General features: G+C 70.1%; 16 protein-coding genes and 1 pseudogene. 6 read left to right on the top strand and 11 right to left on the bottom strand.

Annotated elements, in window-relative coordinates:
• Positions 1–96: 96 nt before the first annotated feature.
• Positions 97–1230: a class I SAM-dependent methyltransferase gene (locus ACODT0_RS06630; protein WP_296741862.1), complete on the bottom strand. Its 1134-nt coding sequence runs from the start codon at positions 1228–1230 to the stop codon at positions 97–99.
• Between the two features lie 21 nt (positions 1231–1251).
• On the opposite strand from ACODT0_RS06630, the gene ACODT0_RS06625 reads away from it, so the two are divergent.
• The 5 genes from ACODT0_RS06625 (at position 1252) to ACODT0_RS06605 (ending at position 4869) form a co-directional block, all read left to right on the top strand.
• Positions 1252–2052 (top strand): SDR family oxidoreductase, encoded by an 801-nt coding sequence (locus tag ACODT0_RS06625; protein WP_057591107.1) that lies wholly within the window; start codon positions 1252–1254, stop codon positions 2050–2052.
• Positions 2053–2095: 43 nt separating this feature from the next.
• A complete protein-coding gene (locus ACODT0_RS06620; RefSeq protein ID WP_057591108.1) occupies positions 2096–2473 on the top strand; it encodes a dihydroneopterin aldolase in 378 nt (125 codons plus the stop codon).
• Between the two features lie 58 nt (positions 2474–2531).
• Positions 2532–3476 (top strand): tRNA 2-thiocytidine(32) synthetase TtcA, encoded by a 945-nt coding sequence (gene ttcA, locus ACODT0_RS06615; protein ID WP_209547461.1) that lies wholly within the window; start codon positions 2532–2534, stop codon positions 3474–3476.
• Positions 3477–3522: 46 nt separating this feature from the next.
• Positions 3523–4158: a DUF4136 domain-containing protein gene (locus tag ACODT0_RS06610; RefSeq protein ID WP_413764470.1), complete on the top strand. Its 636-nt coding sequence runs from the start codon at positions 3523–3525 to the stop codon at positions 4156–4158.
• A 63-nt stretch (positions 4159–4221) separates the two neighbouring features.
• Positions 4222–4869: a histidine phosphatase family protein gene (locus tag ACODT0_RS06605; protein ID WP_296741854.1), complete on the top strand. Its 648-nt coding sequence runs from the start codon at positions 4222–4224 to the stop codon at positions 4867–4869.
• Between the two features lie 9 nt (positions 4870–4878).
• Here the strand turns inward: ACODT0_RS06605 and ACODT0_RS06600 are convergent.
• From ACODT0_RS06600 to ACODT0_RS06565, 8 genes and pseudogenes are all read right to left on the bottom strand, one after another.
• Positions 4879–5814, bottom strand: a pseudogene (locus ACODT0_RS06600) (ABC transporter permease).
• 107 nt (positions 5815–5921) lie between these two features.
• The gene (locus tag ACODT0_RS06595) at positions 5922–7427 is read right to left on the bottom strand and encodes a sugar ABC transporter ATP-binding protein (RefSeq protein ID WP_489040905.1); all 1506 of its coding nucleotides are present in this window, start codon (positions 7425–7427) and stop codon (positions 5922–5924) included.
• An 8-nt stretch (positions 7428–7435) separates the two neighbouring features.
• Entirely contained in the window at positions 7436–8518 is a 1083-nt protein-coding gene (torT, locus tag ACODT0_RS06590; RefSeq protein WP_489040904.1) for a TMAO reductase system periplasmic protein TorT, read from the bottom strand.
• A gap of 60 nt (positions 8519–8578) precedes the next feature.
• Complete coding sequence (locus ACODT0_RS06585) at positions 8579–9556, bottom strand: 5-oxoprolinase subunit C family protein (RefSeq protein ID WP_422097994.1); 978 nt, start codon at positions 9554–9556, stop codon at positions 8579–8581.
• Entirely contained in the window at positions 9546–10454 is a 909-nt protein-coding gene (locus tag ACODT0_RS06580; RefSeq protein ID WP_413764474.1) for a 5-oxoprolinase subunit B family protein, read from the bottom strand. The genes ACODT0_RS06585 and ACODT0_RS06580 overlap by 11 nt, the downstream gene beginning before the upstream one ends.
• The gene (locus ACODT0_RS06575) at positions 10451–11857 is read right to left on the bottom strand and encodes an acetyl-CoA carboxylase biotin carboxylase subunit (protein WP_261211274.1); all 1407 of its coding nucleotides are present in this window, start codon (positions 11855–11857) and stop codon (positions 10451–10453) included. The genes ACODT0_RS06580 and ACODT0_RS06575 overlap by 4 nt, the downstream gene beginning before the upstream one ends.
• Before the next feature lie 13 nt (positions 11858–11870).
• Positions 11871–12119: an acetyl-CoA carboxylase gene (locus tag ACODT0_RS06570; RefSeq protein WP_261211275.1), complete on the bottom strand. Its 249-nt coding sequence runs from the start codon at positions 12117–12119 to the stop codon at positions 11871–11873.
• 50 nt (positions 12120–12169) lie between these two features.
• Positions 12170–12943, bottom strand: a complete 774-nt coding sequence (locus ACODT0_RS06565; protein ID WP_422097997.1) for a 5-oxoprolinase subunit PxpA — start codon at positions 12941–12943, stop codon at positions 12170–12172.
• A 222-nt stretch (positions 12944–13165) separates the two neighbouring features.
• On the opposite strand from ACODT0_RS06565, the gene ACODT0_RS06560 reads away from it, so the two are divergent.
• Complete coding sequence (locus tag ACODT0_RS06560) at positions 13166–14092, top strand: LysR family transcriptional regulator (protein WP_057591119.1); 927 nt, start codon at positions 13166–13168, stop codon at positions 14090–14092.
• Between the two features lie 15 nt (positions 14093–14107).
• On the opposite strand, the gene ACODT0_RS06555 is transcribed toward ACODT0_RS06560, so the two are convergent.
• Positions 14108–17257, bottom strand: a complete 3150-nt coding sequence (locus ACODT0_RS06555; protein ID WP_489040903.1) for an efflux RND transporter permease subunit — start codon at positions 17255–17257, stop codon at positions 14108–14110.
• Positions 17254–18483, bottom strand: a complete 1230-nt coding sequence (locus tag ACODT0_RS06550; RefSeq protein WP_082321631.1) for an efflux RND transporter periplasmic adaptor subunit — start codon at positions 18481–18483, stop codon at positions 17254–17256. Before ACODT0_RS06550 ends, ACODT0_RS06555 begins: the two co-directional genes overlap by 4 nt.
• Positions 18484–18581: the final 98 nt, after the last annotated feature.

Raw genomic sequence — 18581 nt, 5'->3', positions numbered from 1 at the left:
TTTGGTTACTTTCTTTTGGCGAAGCAAAAGAAAGTGACTCGCCCGCCGGGGCGAGTCCCGGCCAACAGCCTCAACCAAAAACACACACCCAAAAAATCAGAGCGTATGACTCCGATCCCCCTCAACAAACCCAAGCGCCTCCCAAGCATCACCCACAGCAAACCCCACCACCTTGAACAGCTCCCCCATCTCATGCTCATGCACCAGCCGAGCCCCCATCGCCCTCTCCCCCACGGAAGCCGTCTCCATCAACGAAACCAGCCCGCAGTTCAACAGAAAGCGCGCCTGACTCGCATACCCCAGCACGGCAAGCCCCGCCTCCTGCCCCGCCAACGCCACCCCCGTGAAGTCAACGTGCGCAGTGATGTCCTTCAACCCCACGTCGGACAGCGGATCCCCATCCGAGAGATGCGCCCGATGGCACATCACCGTCCCCATGTGCCGCTGCGGGTGGTAGTACTCGCTCTCGGGAAAGCCGTAGTCGATCAAGAAGGCAGCCCCGCGCTCGAGCCGGTCCGCCAGCGTCGCGACGAAGGCCTTGGCCTGGGGATGGATCTCCGTCAGGTAGTCGTGCTCGCCCGGCACCTCGACCGGCGGCCTCAGCTCGGTCTCGCGGTCGGCCCAGGCCCAGCCGTCGCCTGCCGCATTGCGCACCACGCCGCGCTCGAACCAGCGCCCGCCATGGCGCGCGAGCAGTTGCACCGGCATCGCGTCGAGCACCTCGTTGCCGACCACCACGCCCTGCATCGCCGCGGGCAGCTCGAGCCGCCATTCGACGCGGTCGCCGAAGCGCGCCAAGGCCTGCTGCTGGCGCGCGCGCAGGGTGCCCGAGAGGTCGACGATGCGGTAGTTCACGTCGCTGCGGCCCAGGGCATCGAGCGCATCGAGCAACTGGGCGGCGAGCGCGCCCGAGCCGGCGCCGAATTCCCACACCGTGGCGGTGCCGGTCTTCTCGAGCGCCTCGGCCAGCTGCGCGGCCAGCGCGCGGCCGAACAGCGGGGTGAGTTCGGGCGCGGTCACGAAGTCGCTGCCCGATTCGGGCATCTGGCCGAACTTGGCGAGGCTGTTGGCGTAGTAGCCGAGGCCCGGCGCATAGAGCGCGAGCGCCATGAAGCGGTCGAAGCCGATCCAGCCGCCGGCGCGCTCGACGGCACGGGCGATCAGGGTGTCGAGGGCGATGGGTAAACTGCTGTGGGTCTGTGTCGTCACGGGCACCGATTCTCCTCGCATCCTCCAGCCCCCACCTTCCGCATGAGCGCCGCGCCCTCCTCCACCGCCACGCCACCCGAGCGCCGCACCGTCCTCGTCACGGGCGCGGGCAAGCGGCTGGGGCGCGAGATCGCGCTGGCGCTGGCCGCGGGCGGCTGGCGCGTGGCGGTGCATTTCCGCCAGTCGCGCGCCGAGGCCGAGCAGACGGTGGCCGACTGCGCCGCGCTCGCGGGCGAGGCCCATGCCTTCGGCGCCGACCTGCTCGACGAGGCCGCCACGCGTGCGCTGCTGCCGCAGGTGGCGGCGCACTTCGGCCGGGTCGACGCGGTGGTGCACAGCGCCGCGCTGTTCGAGCACGACGACGCGGCCAGCTTCAGCTACGCGCTGATGGACCGCCATGCACGCGGCAACACGGGGGCCGCGATCGTGCTGGCGCAGGCGCTGCACGCGCACCTCGCGCAACGCGATCCAGAAGGCACGCTCACCGGCGCGGTGGTCCACATGCTCGACCAGAAGCTGTGGAACACCAACCCCGATTTCCTCAGCTACACGCTCTCCAAGGCCGCGCTCGAGGCCGCCACGCCGATGCTGGCGCTGGCGCTCGCGCCGCGCGTGCGCGTGGTGGGCGTGGCGCCCGGCCTCACGCTGCCGAGCCACATGCACGACGACGACAAGTTCGCGCAGCTGCACAAGCTGTCGCCGCTGGGGCGCTCGTCCACGCCGGCCGACGTGGCCGCCACCGTGCGCTTCGCGCTCGAGAACGGCTCGATCACCGGCACCACGCTGCTGGTGGACGGCGGCCAGCACCTGATGAAGTTCGAGCGCGATTTCTCGCACATGTGAGCTGAACCCGCCGCCCGCGGCCCCCTTTTTCGAGCCCCACCCGATGTCACCCACCACCCCCCTCGGGCGCCAGACGCTCACCCTCAACGGCCTGCGCTTCGACGCCAACCTCGGCATCCTCGAGCAGGAAAAGGTCGCGCCGCAGCCGATCCAGGTCGATGCCGAGCTCAACCTCGGCCCGCAGCCGCTGCTGCCCAAGGACGACGACATCTTCCACGTGCTCGACTACCGCAAGGTGCGCCGGATCATCATCGACGAGTGCACGGCCGAGCACGTGAACCTGCTCGAAAGCCTGATCGGCAAGCTCGCGCAGCGCCTGCTGCAGCTGCCCGGCGTGCTGGGCGTGCGCGTGAAGATCGCCAAGCTCGAGATCTTCGAGGACTGCGAGGTCGCGATCCGCATCGAAGCCGGGGAATGGTGATCCGGGGCAAAATCGCCCCCTTCCCCCGCTTTTTGCTGCCCCGGGCAGCCCTTTTGCCATGAACGCCGTCTGGATCGACGAGGCGCCCGTCGCCGACGCCTCCGCCTCGCCCCTTCCCGCCAACTCGATGAAGATCGAGCGCGAAACGCACAAGCTCGAGAAACGCCTGTGCCGCGAGGTGGGCCGCGCCATCGTCGACTACAACATGATCGAGGAAGGCGACAAGGTCATGGTCTGCGTGTCGGGCGGCAAGGACAGCTACGGCCTGCTCGACATCCTGCTCAAGCTCAAGGCGCGCGCGCCGATCCACTTCGACATCGTCGCGGTCAACCTCGACCAGAAGCAGCCCGGTTTCCCCGAGGAAGTGCTGCCGAAGTACCTGAGCGATCTCGGCGTGGCCTTCCACATCGAGAACCAGGACACCTACAGCATCGTCAAGCGCGTGATCCCCGAGGGCAAGACCACCTGCGGCCTGTGCAGCCGGCTGCGCCGCGGCATCCTCTACCGCGTGGCCGACGAGCTGGGCGCCACCAAGGTCGCGCTGGGCCACCACCGCGACGACATGCTGCAGACCTTCTTCCTCAACATGTTCTTCGCGGCCAAGCTCAAGAGCATGCCGCCGAAGCTGGTGAGCGACGACGGCCGCCACGTGGTGATCCGGCCGCTGGCCTACGTGGCCGAGAAGGACCTGGTGCGCTGGGCCCAGCACCGCGAATTCCCGATCATTCCGTGCACCCTGTGCGGCAGCCAGGAGAACCTGCAGCGCAAGCAGGTCGGCGAGATGCTGCGCGAATGGGAACGCAAGTACCCGGGGCGCATCGAGAACATGTTCAGCGCGATGCAGAACGTGGTGCCTTCGCACCTGCTCGACGGAACGCTGCACGACTTCAAGGGTCTGAAGCCGACGGGCGTGGCAGACGAGAACGGCGACAAGGCCTTCGACACGCCCTCCTTCGACCCGCTCTCCCAGGCACCCGCCGCCCTGCGCATCGTCCAGGGCTGATCCGGCTACCCAGGGGAATTTTGGGCTCACCGGCCCGGAGACCCTCATGAAACGCGCCTTCTCTGCTCTTCCCGCTCTCCTTTTGGTAGCAACCCTGTCCGGCTGCGCCACCTCCTGGGTGGTCGACAGCGACGTGAAGAGCTTCTCCTCGATCGACACCGTTCCCGCCGGCGCCACCTACCGCTTCGAGCGCCTGCCCTCGCAGCAGGCCAACGGCGAGCGCCAGGCCTCGCTCGAGGCGATGGCCGCCGCCGCGCTCGAGCAGGTCGGCCTGCGCCGCGACGACGCCAACCCGCGCTACACGGCGCAAATCAGCGCCCGCGTGACCACCACGCTGTCGCCCTGGGCCGACCCCTGGCTCTGGGACGGCCCCTTCGGCTACGGCTATGGCTACGGCCCCTACGGCTACGGCCGGCGCTGGTACGGCGGCGGCTGGTATGGCGCGCCGATGATCCCGCAGGCCTCCAACCCCTGGTACGAGCGCGAGGTCGGCGTGGTGCTGCGCGAGCTCGGCAGCAACCGCGTGGTCTACGAGACCCGCGCGCGCAACGACGGCCCCTACACCTCGAGCGCCGCGGTGCTGCCGGTGATGTTCCAGGCCGCGCTGCAAGGCTTCCCGAAGCCGCCCGAGGGCGTGCGGCGCGTCAACATCGAGCTGCCGACGGCGAAGAAGCAACAGTAAGGGCCCGCCTCGGGCCTGGAGCGGCGGCACGATCCGAAATGCCGCCCTCCTAGAATTTCGACCATGGAAGACCTCACCCGCCTGATCGCCGTTCGCCATGGCGAAACCGCCTGGAACGTCGACACGCGCATCCAGGGCCAGCTCGACATCGGGCTCAATCCCACCGGCGTCTGGCAGGCCCAGCGCGTGGGCCAGGCGCTGGCCGACGAGCCGCTGGCCGCCATCTATGCGAGCGACCTCTCGCGCGCCTGGCAGACCGCGCTCGAGATCGCCAAACCGCACGGCCTCGAGGTCCGGCCCGAACCCGGCCTGCGCGAGCGCGCCTTCGGCCGCTTCGAGGGCATGAGCTTCGCCGAGATCGAGGCCGAGCTGCCCGAACAGGCCAGGCGCTGGCGCGAGCGCGATCCCGAGTTCGAACCCGAGGGCGGCGAGAGCCTGCTGGTGTTCCGCGAGCGCATCACGCGCGTGGCCGCCGACCTGGCCTCGCGCCACACGGGCGAGTTGGTGGCGCTGGTCGCGCACGGCGGCGTGATGGACGTGCTCTACCGCGCCGCCACGCGCCAGGAGCTGCAGGCGCCGCGCACCTGGCAGCTCGGCAACGCGGCCATCAACCGCATGCTGTGGAGCAGCGAGGGCTTCAGCCTCGTGGGCTGGAGCGACATCTCGCACCTCGCGGCCGAGGGCGGGCCGCGCGACGAGTTCGCCAACTAGCTCGGTGCGTCAGTGCGAGCCGGGCGCCACCATGCGGTGGCGCAGCTGGTCGGCCACCACCGCCACGATCAGCAGCGCGCCCAGCACCACCATCTGCAGGTACGACCCCACGCTCGCGAGGTTCATGCCGTTCTGCACCAGGCCGATGAAGATCGCGCCCATCACCACGTTCGGCACCCGGCCCATGCCGCCACGCAGGCTCACGCCGGCGATCACGCAGGCCGCGATCGATTCCAGCGCCACGGTGCCGCCGAGGTTGGCCTCGCCGGTCTCGACGCGCGCGGTCAGCAGCAGGCCGCTGACGGCCGCGAGGCCCGCGCACAGCAGGTAGGCCACGAGCAGCACGCGCCGGGTGTCGATGCCCGACAGCGCCGCCGCCTTGGCGTTGCCGCCCACGGCCAGCAGGTGAGTGCCGGTCGGCATGCGGCCCATCAGCACGCCCATGGCCGCCACGCAGACCGCCGTGACCTAGATCGGCACCGGCACGCCCAGCAGCGCGCCGAAGCCGAACAGCTCGCTGAAGCCCGCGGGCAGGCCCGACACCGGCACGCCGCCCGTGAGGTAGAGCGCCAGGCCGAAGCCGATCGACTGCACGCCCAGCGTGACGATGAAGGGCGAGACGCCGATGAAGGCCACGCCGATGCCGTTGACCAGCCCCACCGCGAGCCCGGCCAGCATGCCGCAGGCGCAGCCCAGCGCGATCGCCAGCCAGGCGGCGTCGGGCAGCGCGGCGCCGAAGAACTGCATGGCCAGCGCCGCCACCACCGAGGTGATCGCCATCACGGTGCCGACCGAGAGGTCGAAGCCGCCGGTCACCAGCGCCAGCATCTGGCCCATGGCCACCAGGATCAGGTAGACCGACTGGCGCAGCAGGTTGACCAGGTTCTGCACCGTGAGGAACTGGTCCGACAGGGTGCCGAACACCACGAAGGCGATCGCCAGCATGAAGGGCAGCACGCCCAGGCGCAGGAACAGGGCGCGCAGCAGGGCCAGCGCGCGGCCGGCGGGCCCCGGTGCCGAAGGCACGGCGGTGGCGACGGAGGAAGACGAAGTCATGGCTTGTTGTTCTCGCTGGGACCGAAGAAGAGATTGAGCACGGCGCTCTCGCCGATGGCGTCGCCCTGCAGCTCGCCGGCGATCTCGCCGCGGCACATCACGTAGACACGGTGGCTCAGGTGCAGCACCTCGGGCAGGTCGGAGGAGATCACGACCACCGCCGCGCCGCCTTCGCAAAGCTTGCGGATCACCTGGTAGAGCGCGCTGCGGGTGCCGATGTCGACGCCCACCGTGGGCTCGTCGAACACGTAGAGCGCGGCGTCGCGCGTCATGCCCTTGCCGAACAGCACCTTCTGCTGGTTGCCGCCCGACAGGAGCGCCACCGGCCGCTCGAGGTTGCGCGGCGCGAGCTCCACGCGCTCTGCCGCGGCCGTCGACAGCCTTCGCCCGAGCCGCTTGCGCAGCCAGCCGCCATGGCCGCGCAGCGGGCCGTGCACCAGCGGCAGCGTGATGTTGGCGCGCGAGCTGAAGCCCAGCACCAGCCCCTCGCCCTTGCGGTCGGGCGGCAGGTAGAACAGGCCCTCGTCGAGCAGCCGGCGCACCCTGGCGCCGGTGCGCGGCTGGCCCTTGAACAGCACGCGGCCCGCGCTCACCGGATCGAGCCCGCAGACCGCGCGGAACAGCTCCGACTTGCCGCAGCCCACGAGGCCGGCCAGCCCGACCACCTCGCCGCGCCGCACCCTGAGGCTGGCGCCGCGCACGCCGTTGGGCGAATGCAGGCCCTCGACCTCGAGCACCGTCTCGCCCGGCGCAAAGGCGATGCGCGGATAGACCTGTTCGATGGCACGCCCGCTCATCAGCTCGATCAGGCGGTCGGCATCGGTCTCGCGCGCCTCGACCGTCGTCACCTGGCGGCCGTCGCGCAGCACCGTGATGCGGTCGGCGATCCGCGCGATCTCCTGCATGCGGTGCGAGATGTAGACGATGCCCACGCCGCGCGCCTGCAGCCGCGCCACCAGCGCGAACAGGCGCTGCGTCTCGGCATCGGTCAGCGAGGCCGTGGGCTCGTCGAGGATCAGCACCGAGACCTCGCCGCGCAGGCCCTTGGCGATCTCCACCATCTGCTGCTGCGCGCGCGTGAGGCCGGCCACGGGCGCATCGACGTCGATCGCGAAGCCCAGGTCGGCCAGCATCGCGCGGGCACGTTCGCGCAGCGCGCCGCGGTCGAGCAGGCCGCCGCGGCGCGGCTCCTCGCCGAGGCTCAGGTTCTGCGCCACCGACAGCGTGGGGATCAGCGAGAACTCCTGGAACACGGCGCTGATGCCGTGGCGCCGCGCCTCGTGCACGTTCGCGAAGCGCACCGGCTCGCCGCGCAGCCGGATCTCGCCGGCGCTCGGCACATTGGCGCCGGCCAGCAGCGAGATCAGCGTCGACTTGCCGGCGCCGTTCTCGCCGAACAGCACGTGCACCTCGCCCGCGCGCAGTTCGAAGTCCACGCCGTCGAGCGCCAGCACGCCCGGATAGCGCTTGCCGAGTCCGCGGGTCTGCAGCAGGGGTGGCATCGCGGGCCTTACTTGACCTCGAACACCGGCTTGAAGCCGGTCGGCGGCAGGATGTCGGCCTGCTTCACGCTCTGGATGTTGCCGCTGTCGACCACGAAGATCTTCGGGCCCACGTGCTTCGCGACCTCCTTGCCCTCGAGCAGGCGCACCGCCTGGTCGACCGCGATGCGACCCTGGATCACCATCGAGTCGGCCGGCGCCGCCACGATGCGGCCGCGCTGGATGCCCTCGTAGACGCCCGGCGTCATGTAGAAGGACAGCACCTGCACCTTCTTGTCGAGGTTGCGCGAGCGCAGGATGCCGGTGGCGGCCTCGGCCGTGACGGCCGTGCCCGCCAGGTAGGCCAGGTCGGGGTTGGCCTGCAGCACGTCCTCGATCAGCTTGCTCTGCGCTTCCTTGCCGGTGTCGCCGTACTTCGGATCGAGCACCACCACCGCGCTGCCCTTGACCGCCTCCATGAAGCCCCTGTGCGCGGCCTCGACCCAGCCCGCGCCGGCCGGGCCCGGGAACCAGCCGACCTTGACCGGCGGCGAACCGGCCGGATGCTTCTTCGCGAGGTAGGCGCCGGTCGACTGGCCCATGGTGTGGAAGGACACCAGCGACTTGGCCGAGAGGTCGGGCGAGTTGATGCCGTTGACCAGGTCGATCACCGGCACCTTCTTCGCAGCCGTGGCCTTGATGACGTTGTTGAGGCCGTCGCCCGAGATCGCGCCGATGATCACCGCGTTGGCGCCGCGCGCCACGCAGTCCTCGATCTGCGACACCTGCTTGCCGAGGTTGGTGTAGCCGCCCGCGTCGACCACCTGCAGCTTCACGCCCTGGCGCCGGGCCTCCTCGATCACGCCGTAGTCCACGCCGAGCCAGTAGGCGTCCTTCATGTGCGGGAACGACACGCAGAGGTCCCACTTCTTCGAGGCCTTGGGCAGCGGCACGTAGTCGATGGGCTTTCGCGTGCCCTCGGCCGAGAAGGCGGGCTCGGTGGCCTCGGCCTTGTAGGGAAACCAGTCGGCGGCCGAGGCACCGCCGTGCCACAGCACGGTGGCGGCGAAGGCGGCGGCGGTCAATGAAACGCGCAGGGGCAAGCTGTTCATGAAGAACTCCTAGGTGGCAACGGGGAAGGAAATGAGTGGGCGGCCGCGCCGCCCGGGCGCTCAGTCGGCGAGCGCGGCGCGCAGGCGCTCGATGCGCCGTCGTCGCTCGGCGCGCGCGGCCAGCGCCTGCGCCATGTCGACCGCGACGAAGCGCGCCTTGTGGTTGGGCTGCATCTGGGCGATCAGGTCCATGTCGGCGCTGATCACCGTGCCGACCATCGCGTAGCCGCCGCCCGAGACCGCGTCGCGGTGCAGGATGATCGGCTCGCGCCCGCCCGGCACCTGGATCGAGCCATAGGGATAGCCGGCATCGACGATGTTCGACGGATCGGCGCCCGCGCCGAAGGGCGGCGTGCGCTCGATGAACTTCAGCGGCGTGCCGTTCTTGTAGCGGTAGCCGATGCGGTCGGCCTCCGAACCCACGCTCCAGGTGTCGGCGAAGAAGCTGCGCACCGAGTCCTGCTGCAGCCGGTGGAAGTAGATGCCGGGCAGCACGCGCAGCGTCACCTCCTTGGCGAGCACCGGCAGCAGCTCGGCGGCCACGCCACGCCCGGGCCGCGCGCGCGCCGAGGGCGTGCCCACCGGCAGCCGGTCGCCGGCCAGCAGCTTGCGGCCCTCGAAGCCGCCGAAGGCACCGAGCCCGTAGGTCGAGCGGCTGCCGAGCACCAGCGGCACGTCGATGCCGCCGGCCACCGCGATGCACATGCGCGCGCCCAGCAGCATGAAGTCGAAGCCCAGTACGTCGCCGGCCCGAACCGCGAAGGCTTCGTTGCGCGGCATCTCGGCGCCGTTGAGCTTGACCTTGGCCTGCGCGCCGGTCACCGCCACCACCGCGGGCGCGTCGAAGCGCAGCTCGGGCCCGAGCAGCGTGCTCTCGATCACGGCCGCGCCCTCGTCGTTGCCCACCAGCAGGTTGGCCAGCACCAGGCCCTGCTGGTCGAGCGCGCCCGACAGCGGAATGCCCAGGTGGTAGTAGCCGGGACGGCCCGCGTCCTGCACGCTGGTCGCGAGGCCGGGCTTGAGCACTTCAATCGCCATGGAGCACCTTCAGCAGCTGTCGGTTGTAGCCGTCGGGGTCGGCCAGGAATTCCTGCAGCGAGAACGACACCGGCGCGATGCGCAACGCGTAGTCGCCGGCCTCCACCTGCGCCACCTGGCGGTCGTACTCGGCGCGGTCGATCGGCTTCCACTTGACGATGTCGCCGGGACGGAAGAACACCATCAGCTCCTTGAGGTACGGCAGGCGCTGGGCCGGATCGAAGATCGGCGCCGGCGTGACGCCGAACATCTGGTAGCCGCCGGCACCGCGCACCGAGTAGATGCAGCTGAAGCAGCCGCCATGGCCCAGGGTGAGCCGCGGCGTGTCGGTGCGCGGGCTCAGGTACTTGGGCACCTCGAGCTGGCGCTCGCGCTCGACCATCTGGAACAGGAAGGGCAACCCGGCCACGAAGCCCACCATGGAGACGAACCACGGCGCGCCCGAATGCGCGGCGATGAAGGCATCGACGGAATCGAGGCCGTTGATGCGCGCGGCGTATTCGATGTCGGTGCTGGCCGGGTCCTGGTGGCGCTCGCGGAAGCGCATCAGGGTCTCGTGCGTCCACGGGTCGTTGTAGAGCACGGGGATCTCGACGATGCGGGTCGAAAGCCGCAGGTCGGCCTCGCCGATGCCGGCCTCGATCCCCTCGAGCACGGCCTGCAGCGCGTCGGGCGCGATCAGGTCGGGATCGAAGCGCACCAGGTAGGCCGCGTTGGCCGGGCAGATCTCGGTGACGCCCGCGATCTCGCCGGCCTGCACGCGGCGGCGCAGCTCGTTGCAGATCGCCATGCCCTTGAAGAAGGCGGGCAGCGACATCGATTCGCTGATCTCGACGAACAGGTGCTCGTCGCCGCCGAAGCTGTAGCGGGCCTGGGCCGGGAGGATGGCGGCGGTCATGCGGGCACCTTCTCGAGAGTCGGGACGGAAGCGGCGGGCTCCGCCAGCGGGTTCGCCGCGAGCCATTGCTCGAGGAAGCCGGTGTGGAAGGCCGCGGCCGCGACCTCGGCGTCGTCGCACAGCGCGCGGTGCAGCGGGATCGTGGTGTGGATGCCCTCCACGCGCAGCTCGCCGAGCGCACGGCGCATGCGCGCGAGCGCGGCGGCGCGGTCGCTGTCGTGCACGATCAGCTTGCCGAGCAGCGAGTCGTAGTAGGCCGGCACGTTGCAGCCCGCGAACATCAGGGTGTCGAAGCGCACGCCGGGCCCGCCCGGCACCGCGAGCCGCGTCACCAGGCCCGGGCTCGGCATGAAGTTCTTCGCGGCGTTCTCGGCGTTGATGCGCACCTCGATGGCGGCGCCGGCGAGCCGGATGTCCTCCTGCTTCAGGCGCAGCGGCTGGCCCAGCGCGATGCGCAGCATCTCCTTCACGAGATCGATGCCGGTGACCATCTCGGTGATCGGATGCTCGACCTGGATGCGGGTGTTCATCTCGATGAAGAAGAATTCGCGCGTGTCGTCGTCATAGAGGTATTCGAGCGTGCCCGCGCCGCGGTAGGCCACGGCGCTCGCGAGGCGCAGCGCCGATTCGCACAGCGCGGCGCGCGTGGCGGCATCGATGGCGGCCGAGGGCGCTTCTTCCCACACCTTCTGGCGCCGGCGCTGCAGCGAGCATTCGCGTTCGAAGCAGTGCACCACGCGCTGGCCGTCGCCGAGGATCTGCACCTCGATGTGGCGCGCCTTGCGGATGAAGCGCTCGAGGTAGACCTCGCCGTTGCCGAAGGCGGCCTGCGCCTCGGCGGTGGCGGTGGCGAACTGCTGGCGCAGCTCGGCCTCGTCGTGCGCCACGCGGATGCCGCGCCCGCCACCGCCGGCCGAGGCCTTGATCATGATCGGGTAGCCGATGTCGCGCGCGAGCTCGACCGCCACGCCGGCATCGCTCACCACGCCGGCGCTGCCGGGCACGGTGGGCACGCCGGCCTTCATGGCGGCGGCGCGCGCGGCCGCCTTGTCGCCCATGGTGCGGATCGCATGCGGCGTCGGGCCCACGAACACCAGGCCCGCGGCCTCGACGCGCGCCGCGAAGTCGGCGTTCTCCGAGAGGAAGCCGTAGCCCGGATGCACGGCGCCCGCGCCGCTCTGGGCCGCGGCCTGCAGGATGGCGTCGGCGCTCAGGTAGCTCTTGCCGGCATGGGCCGGGCCGATGCGCACGGCCTCGTCGGCCATCTGCACGGCCAGGCTCTGGGCGTCGGCGTCGCTGTAGACGGCGACGGTCTTCAGGCCCAGCTCCTGCGCGGCGCGGATCACGCGCACCGCGATCTCCCCGCGGTTGGCGATCAGCAGCTTGTCGAATGCAGCGGTCATCGCGTCGTCTTCCTCAGGCGGTCTCGATCACGGCCAGCGGCTGGCCCGGATCGACCGGCTCGGCGTTCTCGACCGCGAAGCGCAGCAGGCGACCGGCCGCGTCGGCCGTGACTTCGCTGAACTGCTTCATCACCTCGACCAGGCCCAGCACGTCGCCCACGGCCACCGTGTCGCCCTCGGACTTGAACGGCGGCGCGCCGGGCGCCGAGCGGCGGTAGAAGGTGCCCGGCAGCGGGCTCAGGACTTCATGGGTAGCGGACATGGGATGCACTCCTGGGGACGAAACGGAAAACGGGGAAGGGAAAGAGGGGATCAGCCCTGCGCGGCGAGCCCTGCAACCTCGATGCCATGCGCGGCCAGCGCGCGCCGCGTGGCCTGCACCAGCGCGAGCGCACCGGGCGTGTCGCTGTGGATGCAGACCGAGTCGAAGCCGATGGCCAGGTCCTCGCCCTCGACCGTGCGCACCGTGCCCTCGGTGCAGGCGCGCAGCACCTTGGCCGCGACCGCCTCGGGGTCGAGCGCGCCGACGCGGCGCGTGAAGACGATGGAGCCGCTGCGGTCATAGTCGCGGTCGGCATAGAACTCGCGCACCACGGGCTGGCCCAGCTCGCGCGCCACGCGGCAGGTGACCGAGGACTCCATGCAGAACAGGCGCAGGCCGGGCTCGATGCGCTGCAGCGCCTCGACCAGCGTGCGCGACAGCGCCTCGTCGCGCGCCGCATGCATGTAGAGCGCGCCGTGCGGCTTGATGTGCTGCAGCGCCAGCCCCTCGAGCCGCGCGAACTCGCGCAGCGCGCCGAGCTGGTAGACCATGTCGTTGACCAGTTCCTCGGCCGGCGCCTGGATGTGGCGCCGGCCGAAGCCCACGAGGTCGCGAAAGCCCGGGTGCGCGCCGATGCCCACGCCGTGCTCGCGCGCCAGCGCGACCATGCGCCGCATGATGTTCGGATCGCCGGCATGGAAGCCGGTGGCGATGTTGGCCGAACTGATCAGGGGCATCAGTTCCGCGTCGACGCCATCGCCGATGGTCCAGGGGCCGAAGCCCTCGCCCATGTCGGAGTTCAGATCGATCCGCTTCTTCTTCACGTGTGACAGCCTTTGTTCGATGGACGGGCCGAAGATTAGTGAGCGGTCCAAAGGCTGAAAAGCATTGTTTTCCGCGCGCTCGGTATCTGAAAAACAGATGCTGCGTTGCGGCGCGTGCCTTGCTACGCTGGCGCCATTCGATCGCGCGGTATCGGGTTTTCACCAACCCATGCACCGGCTGCGCCGCGTTGCCGATACCGATCCACTCCCCGAAGCCCCGCCATGTCCCTGACCCTTCGCCAGCTCAAGTACTTCTCGGCGGTGGCCGAGGCAGGCCGCATCTCGCACGCGGCGCTGCAGCTCAACATCTCGCAGTCGGCCGTGACCACCGCGATCCGCGAGCTCGAGGAGATGCTCGGCCAGCAGCTGTTCGAGCGCCATCCGCACGGCGTGGAACTGACCAAGGGCGGGCGCCGCTTCCTGAGCCATGCCTACGCGGTGCTCGCCGCGGCCGACGAGGCGCAGCGCATGCCCCACGAGGACGCCGCCGTGCAGGGCGAGCTGACCATCGCCGCGAGCTACACGGTGCTGGGCTACTTCCTGCCGCACCACCTGCAGCGCTTCGAGCAGCTGCATCCGCAGGTCACGCTGAAGGTGCACGAGGTGGCGCGCGAGGCGATCGAGGAAGGGCTGATCACGCGGCGCTACGACCTCGGCGTGGTGCTGACCTCGAACGTGGTGCTGCGCGAGCTCTCGCTCGAGACCTTCTTCGGCTCGCAGCGCCGGCTGTGGGTGCCGGCCAAGCATCCGCTGCTCGACAAGGCCGAGGTGACGCTGGCCGACGTGGCGGCCGAGCCCTACATCATGCTCACGGTCGACGAGGCCGCGGCCACCGCGCTCAAGTACTGGGGCCGCACGCCGCACCAGCCGAAGGTGCGGTTGCGCACCAGCTCGGTGGAGGCGGTGCGCAGCACCGTCGCCAACGGCGGCGGCGTGACCGTGCTGTCGGACATGGTCTACCGCCCGTGGTCGCTCGAGGGCAAGCGCATCGAGACCATCAACCTGCGCGACCCGATCCCCACCATGAACATCGGACTCGGCTGGAAACAGGGCGTGGAGTTCTCGCCCGCGATGACGGCGCTGCGCGACTACTTCCGCCAGCTGTTCCTCGATCCCGCGTCGGCGCGGCAGGGGCGCGGGCGCGCCTGAGCCCGCCGCGCTCGCTCAGGCGTGCGAGACCTCGGCCTGCGCTTCCTTCGGCAGGTCGACCATCGGCCCGCTGCCGCTGTAGCGGTCGAGCGCGAGGTAGATCGCGGGCGTGATGTAGAGCGTGATCACCTGCGAGAAGATCAGCCCGCCCACCACCGCCACGCCCAGCGGCTGGCGCAGCTCGGCGCCGGCGCCCAGGCCCAGCGCGAGCGGCAGCGCGCCCATCAGCGCGGCCAGCGTGGTCATCAGGATCGGGCGGAAGCGCAGCCGGCAGGCCTCGCGGATCGCCTCCACCGGCTGCAGGCCCTCGGTGCGCTGCGCGTCGAGCGCGAAGTCGATCATCATGATCGCGTTCTTCTTCACGATGCCGATCAGAAGCAGGATGCCGATGGTCGCGATCAGCGTCAGGTCGAAGCCGAAGATCTTCAGCGAGATCAGCGCGCCCACCGCCGCCGAGGGCAGGCCCGCGAGGATCGTGATCGGGTGGATGTAGCTCTCGTAGAGCACGCCCAGCAGCACGTAGATGACCAGCACCGCGAGCACCAGCAGCACGGCCTGGCTGGACTGCGAGCTCTGGAACACCGCGGCATCGCCCCCGTAGGTGGTGATGATCGACTGCGGCATCTTGAGCTCTTCCTTGAAGCGGTCGATCTTGGCGGTGGCGTTGCCCAGCGGCACGTCGGGCCCGAGGTTGAACGACACCGTCACCGCCTGCAGCTGGCCCTGGTGGTTGACCGAGGTCGGGCCCACGGTGCGCTCGATGCTCGAGAAGGCCGACAGCGGCACCAGCCGGCCGGTGGTGCTGCGCACCGACAGGCGCGAGACGTCGTCCTCGAACTGCCGGTCGTTGTCGGCCGCCGAGAGGATCACCTGGTAGGTGTTGCTGGCCGCGTAGATGCTGCCGATCTGGCGGTCGCCGTAGGCGTTGTAGAGCGCGGTGCGCAGGTCGCCCACGGCCACGCCGAGCACGCCGGCCTTGTCGCGGTCGATCTTCAGCGTGGCCTGCAGGCCGCGGTTCTGCGAATCGCTGGTGACGTCGCGGAAGTCGGGGTCGGCGCGCATGCGCTCCATCAGCCGCGTGGCCCAGGGCACCATCTCGCCGGCGTTCACGCTCTGCAGCGTGTACTGGAAGCGCGCCTTGCTCTGGCGCCCGCCCAGGCGCAGGTTCTGCACCGGCTGCATGTAGACGGCGATGCCGGGAATCTCGCGGAAGCGCTGGCGCAGCGACTCGAGCACCTTCGACATCTTCGGCCGCTCGCCGCGCGCCTTGAGCACCGCGAACAACCGGCCCGAGTTCTGCGTGGCCGTGGGGCCGCCCACGCCGACGAAGGAGCTCACGTAGTCGACGCTGGGGTCGGCCATCAGCGCGTCGGACACGCGGTCCTGCAGCGCCTTCATGGCGGTGAAGGAGATGTCCTCGGCGGCCTCGGTCGTGATCTGGATCTGGCCGATGTCCTCCTCGGGGAAGAAGCCCTTGGGGATCGTGATGAACAGCCAGGCCGTGACGACGAAGGTGGTGCCGGCCATCAGCAGCATCAGCCCGCGGTGCGCCAGGGTCCAGTCGAGCGTGCGCATGTAGCTGCCGTGCACCCAGCGGTAGCCGCGCTCGAAGGCGCGGCCGATCGCGGTGCCGGGCTCGGGATGCTCCTCTTCATGGTCGTGGCGCGCGCCGCCCTCGGGCCGCGGCACCTGCTTGAGCAGCCGGCTCGCGAGCATCGGCACCAGGGTCAGCGAGACGATGGCCGACACCAGCACCGCCAGCGCCACCACCACCGCGAACTCGTGGAACAGCAGGCCGATCACGCCCGGCATGAAGAAGATCGGGATGAACACCGCCACCAGCGAGATCGAGATCGAGACGATGGTGAAGCCCACCTCGCGCGCGCCGCGCAGCGAGGCCGCCAGCGGGTCCATGCCCTTCTCGACGTAGCGCATGATGTTCTCGAGCACCACGATCGCGTCGTCCACCACCAGGCCCACGGCCAGCGTGATGCCCAGGAGCGAGACGTTGTCGAGGCTGTAGCCGAAGGCATAGAGCAGCGCCACCGCGCCGATCAGCGAGATCGGGATGGTGGCGGCCGGGATCAGCGTGGCGACCAGCCGGTGCAGGAACAGGAAGATCACCAGCACCACCAGCGCGATGGTGCCCAGCAGGGTGAGCTGCACGTCGTGCACCGCCTCGCGGATCGACAGCGAGCGGTCGTTGACCATCTGGATCTCGACCGACTGCGGCAGCTCGGCCTTGAAGCGCGGGATCAGCGCGCGCACCGCGTCGACCACCTGCACCGTGTTGGCATTGGGCTGGCGCTGCACGGCCAGCGAGATCGAGCTCTGGCCGTTGAAGCTGCTGGCGGTCTTGACCGACTCGAAGCTGTCCTCGATGGTCGCGACCTCGTCGAGCCGCACCGGTGCGCCGTTGCGCTGGCCGACGATCAGCTTGGCGAAGTCGGCCGCGCGCGTGAGCTGCTGGTTGGCCTGGATGGTGAGCGTCTGGCGCGGGCCGTCGAGCACGCCGACCGGCGTGTTGGCATTGGCCGAGTTGACCGCGCGCGCGAGCTCGTCGAGCGTGATGTTGCGCGCGTTGAGCAGGTCGGCGTTGGCCTTGATGCGCACCGCGAAGGCCTTGCGGCCGTACACGCCCACCTGCGCCACGCCGTCGATGGTCGAGAGCGTGGGCGAGATCAGGTTCTCGGCGTAGTCGTTGAGCTCCGAGGGGTTCATCGACGGCGAGATCAGCGCGATGAACAGCACCGGCGCATCGGCCGGGTTGACCTTGCGGTACGAGGGCAGCTGCGTGAGCTCCTGCGGCAGCTGGCGCTGCGCGCGCAGGAGCGCGGCCTGCACGTCGACCGCGGCGGCGTCGATGTCGCGGCTGCTGACGAACTCGAGCGTGAGCGAAGTCACGCCCTGCGTGTTGACCGAGCTGATGGTCTGCAGGCCCGGGATGGTCGAGAACTGCTTCTCGAGCGGCAGCGCGACCGAGCTCGCCATGGTGTCGGGACTGGCGCCCGGCAGCTGCGCATTGACGTTGATGACGGGCGTGTTGTAGCTGGGCAGCGCGGCGACCGGGATGCTGAAGTAGGCGAAGATGCCCACCACCACGACGGCCGCGGACAGCAGCACCGTCATCGCGGGACGGCGGATGCACAGCTCGGAGATGTTCATGCGCGTTCCCGCTGCGTCGACCGGATGTCGACGCCATCGGACGACGCCGCGCTGCCGGGCGTCACGCCCGTGGTGCCGCCGGGCGCGGCCGGGGTCGCGGGCGCGTCGCCGCGCGGCTTGTCGTCGACGCGCACCTTGCCGTTGGGCCGCACGTTCTGGCTGCCCTCGATCACGACCTGCTCGCCCGGCTCGACGCCGCTGACCGCGACCTTGGTGCCGAAGGTGTGCAGCGTCTTCACCTTGCGGCGGCTCGCGTTGCGCTCCTTGTCGACCACGTAGAGCGAGGTGCCCTCGGGCAGCATCATCAGCGCCGCCGCCGGCACCACCGTCACGCCCTCGAGCGTGCGCACCGTGATGCGGGTGCCGACGAACTGGCCGGGCCACAGGCTCTGGTCGGCGTTGTCGAACACGGCCTTGGCGCGCACGGTGCCGATCTGCGGGTCGACCGTGTTGTCTACGAAGTTGAGCGTGCCCTGCAGCGTGTCCTTGCGGCCCGTGACCACGGCCTCGACGCGCGAGCGGGTGCGCGCGGCGGCCAGCAGGTCCTGCAGGTTGGCCTCGGGCACGGGGAAGCTCACGGCGATCGGATCGAGCTGCGTGACGGTGACCAGCGACAGCGTGGGCTGCACCAGCGTGCCCGGGTAGATGTTGACGGCGCCGATGCGGCCCGCGATCGGCGCATGCAGCTTGGTGTAGCTCAGCGCCACCTGGGCCGACTGCACCGCGGCGCGGTCGGCCGCGACCGCCGCGCGCTGCGCCTCGAGCTGCGACAGCGTGGCATCGGTCGCGCTCTTGGAGATGAAGTTCTGCGCCAGCAATTCCTGGCTGCGCTTGTACTGGCGCTCGAGGTCGGCCAGCGTGGCCTCGTCGCGCTTCTGCTGGGCCTGGGCGCGCGCCAGGTTGGCCTGGTCGTTGCGGTCGTCGAGCGTGAAGAGCAGTTGACCCTGCTTCACGAACTGGCCTTCCTTCACGTGCACCACGTCGACCGTGTTGGTCACCTGCGGTCGCAGGTCCACGCTGTTGAGCGAGACCACGCTGCCGTTGACCTGCACCGTGACCGGCACGTCCTGGCGCACGGCGGTGGCGAGCGTGACCAGCGCGGTCGGCGCGGCGGCCGGCCCCTTGGCGCTCTTCGCCGCGGCGCGCTCGCCCGAGCCGCTCCACCACCATCCCGCGGCGGCGACGATCGACACGCCCACGAGGGCGATGACTGCGTTCTTCTTCATGGGTTTTTGTGCACTTTGGGCTGACAGCGGCTATTGGATCGCGGGGGGTTCCGAGTGTCCATCCGCACCGTAAAGAAAAGTAAAGGCCAGGGCGCCGC

The organism is Variovorax sp. FG153 (genome assembly GCF_057809595.1).
Note: the sequence above shows the minus strand (reverse complement) of the source record. Positions and strands in the feature narration are given on the sequence as shown.

Coding starts and splice junctions, on each gene's coding strand:
- ACODT0_RS06575 (WP_261211274.1), bottom strand. CDS start 11,857: ATGACCGCTGCATTCGACAAGCTGCTGATCGCCAACCGCGGGGAGATC.
- torT (WP_489040904.1), bottom strand. CDS start 8,518: ATGAACAGCTTGCCCCTGCGCGTTTCATTGACCGCCGCCGCCTTCGCC.
- ACODT0_RS06595 (WP_489040905.1), bottom strand. CDS start 7,427: ATGCCACCCCTGCTGCAGACCCGCGGACTCGGCAAGCGCTATCCGGGC.
- ACODT0_RS06585 (WP_422097994.1), bottom strand. CDS start 9,556: ATGGCGATTGAAGTGCTCAAGCCCGGCCTCGCGACCAGCGTGCAGGAC.
- ttcA (WP_209547461.1), top strand. CDS start 2,532: ATGAACGCCGTCTGGATCGACGAGGCGCCCGTCGCCGACGCCTCCGCC.
- ACODT0_RS06625 (WP_057591107.1), top strand. CDS start 1,252: ATGAGCGCCGCGCCCTCCTCCACCGCCACGCCACCCGAGCGCCGCACC.
- ACODT0_RS06630 (WP_296741862.1), bottom strand. CDS start 1,230: ATGCGAGGAGAATCGGTGCCCGTGACGACACAGACCCACAGCAGTTTA.
- ACODT0_RS06605 (WP_296741854.1), top strand. CDS start 4,222: ATGGAAGACCTCACCCGCCTGATCGCCGTTCGCCATGGCGAAACCGCC.
- ACODT0_RS06580 (WP_413764474.1), bottom strand. CDS start 10,454: ATGACCGCCGCCATCCTCCCGGCCCAGGCCCGCTACAGCTTCGGCGGC.
- ACODT0_RS06550 (WP_082321631.1), bottom strand. CDS start 18,483: ATGAAGAAGAACGCAGTCATCGCCCTCGTGGGCGTGTCGATCGTCGCC.
- ACODT0_RS06555 (WP_489040903.1), bottom strand. CDS start 17,257: ATGAACATCTCCGAGCTGTGCATCCGCCGTCCCGCGATGACGGTGCTG.
- ACODT0_RS06610 (WP_413764470.1), top strand. CDS start 3,523: ATGAAACGCGCCTTCTCTGCTCTTCCCGCTCTCCTTTTGGTAGCAACC.
- ACODT0_RS06570 (WP_261211275.1), bottom strand. CDS start 12,119: ATGTCCGCTACCCATGAAGTCCTGAGCCCGCTGCCGGGCACCTTCTAC.
- ACODT0_RS06560 (WP_057591119.1), top strand. CDS start 13,166: ATGTCCCTGACCCTTCGCCAGCTCAAGTACTTCTCGGCGGTGGCCGAG.
- ACODT0_RS06620 (WP_057591108.1), top strand. CDS start 2,096: ATGTCACCCACCACCCCCCTCGGGCGCCAGACGCTCACCCTCAACGGC.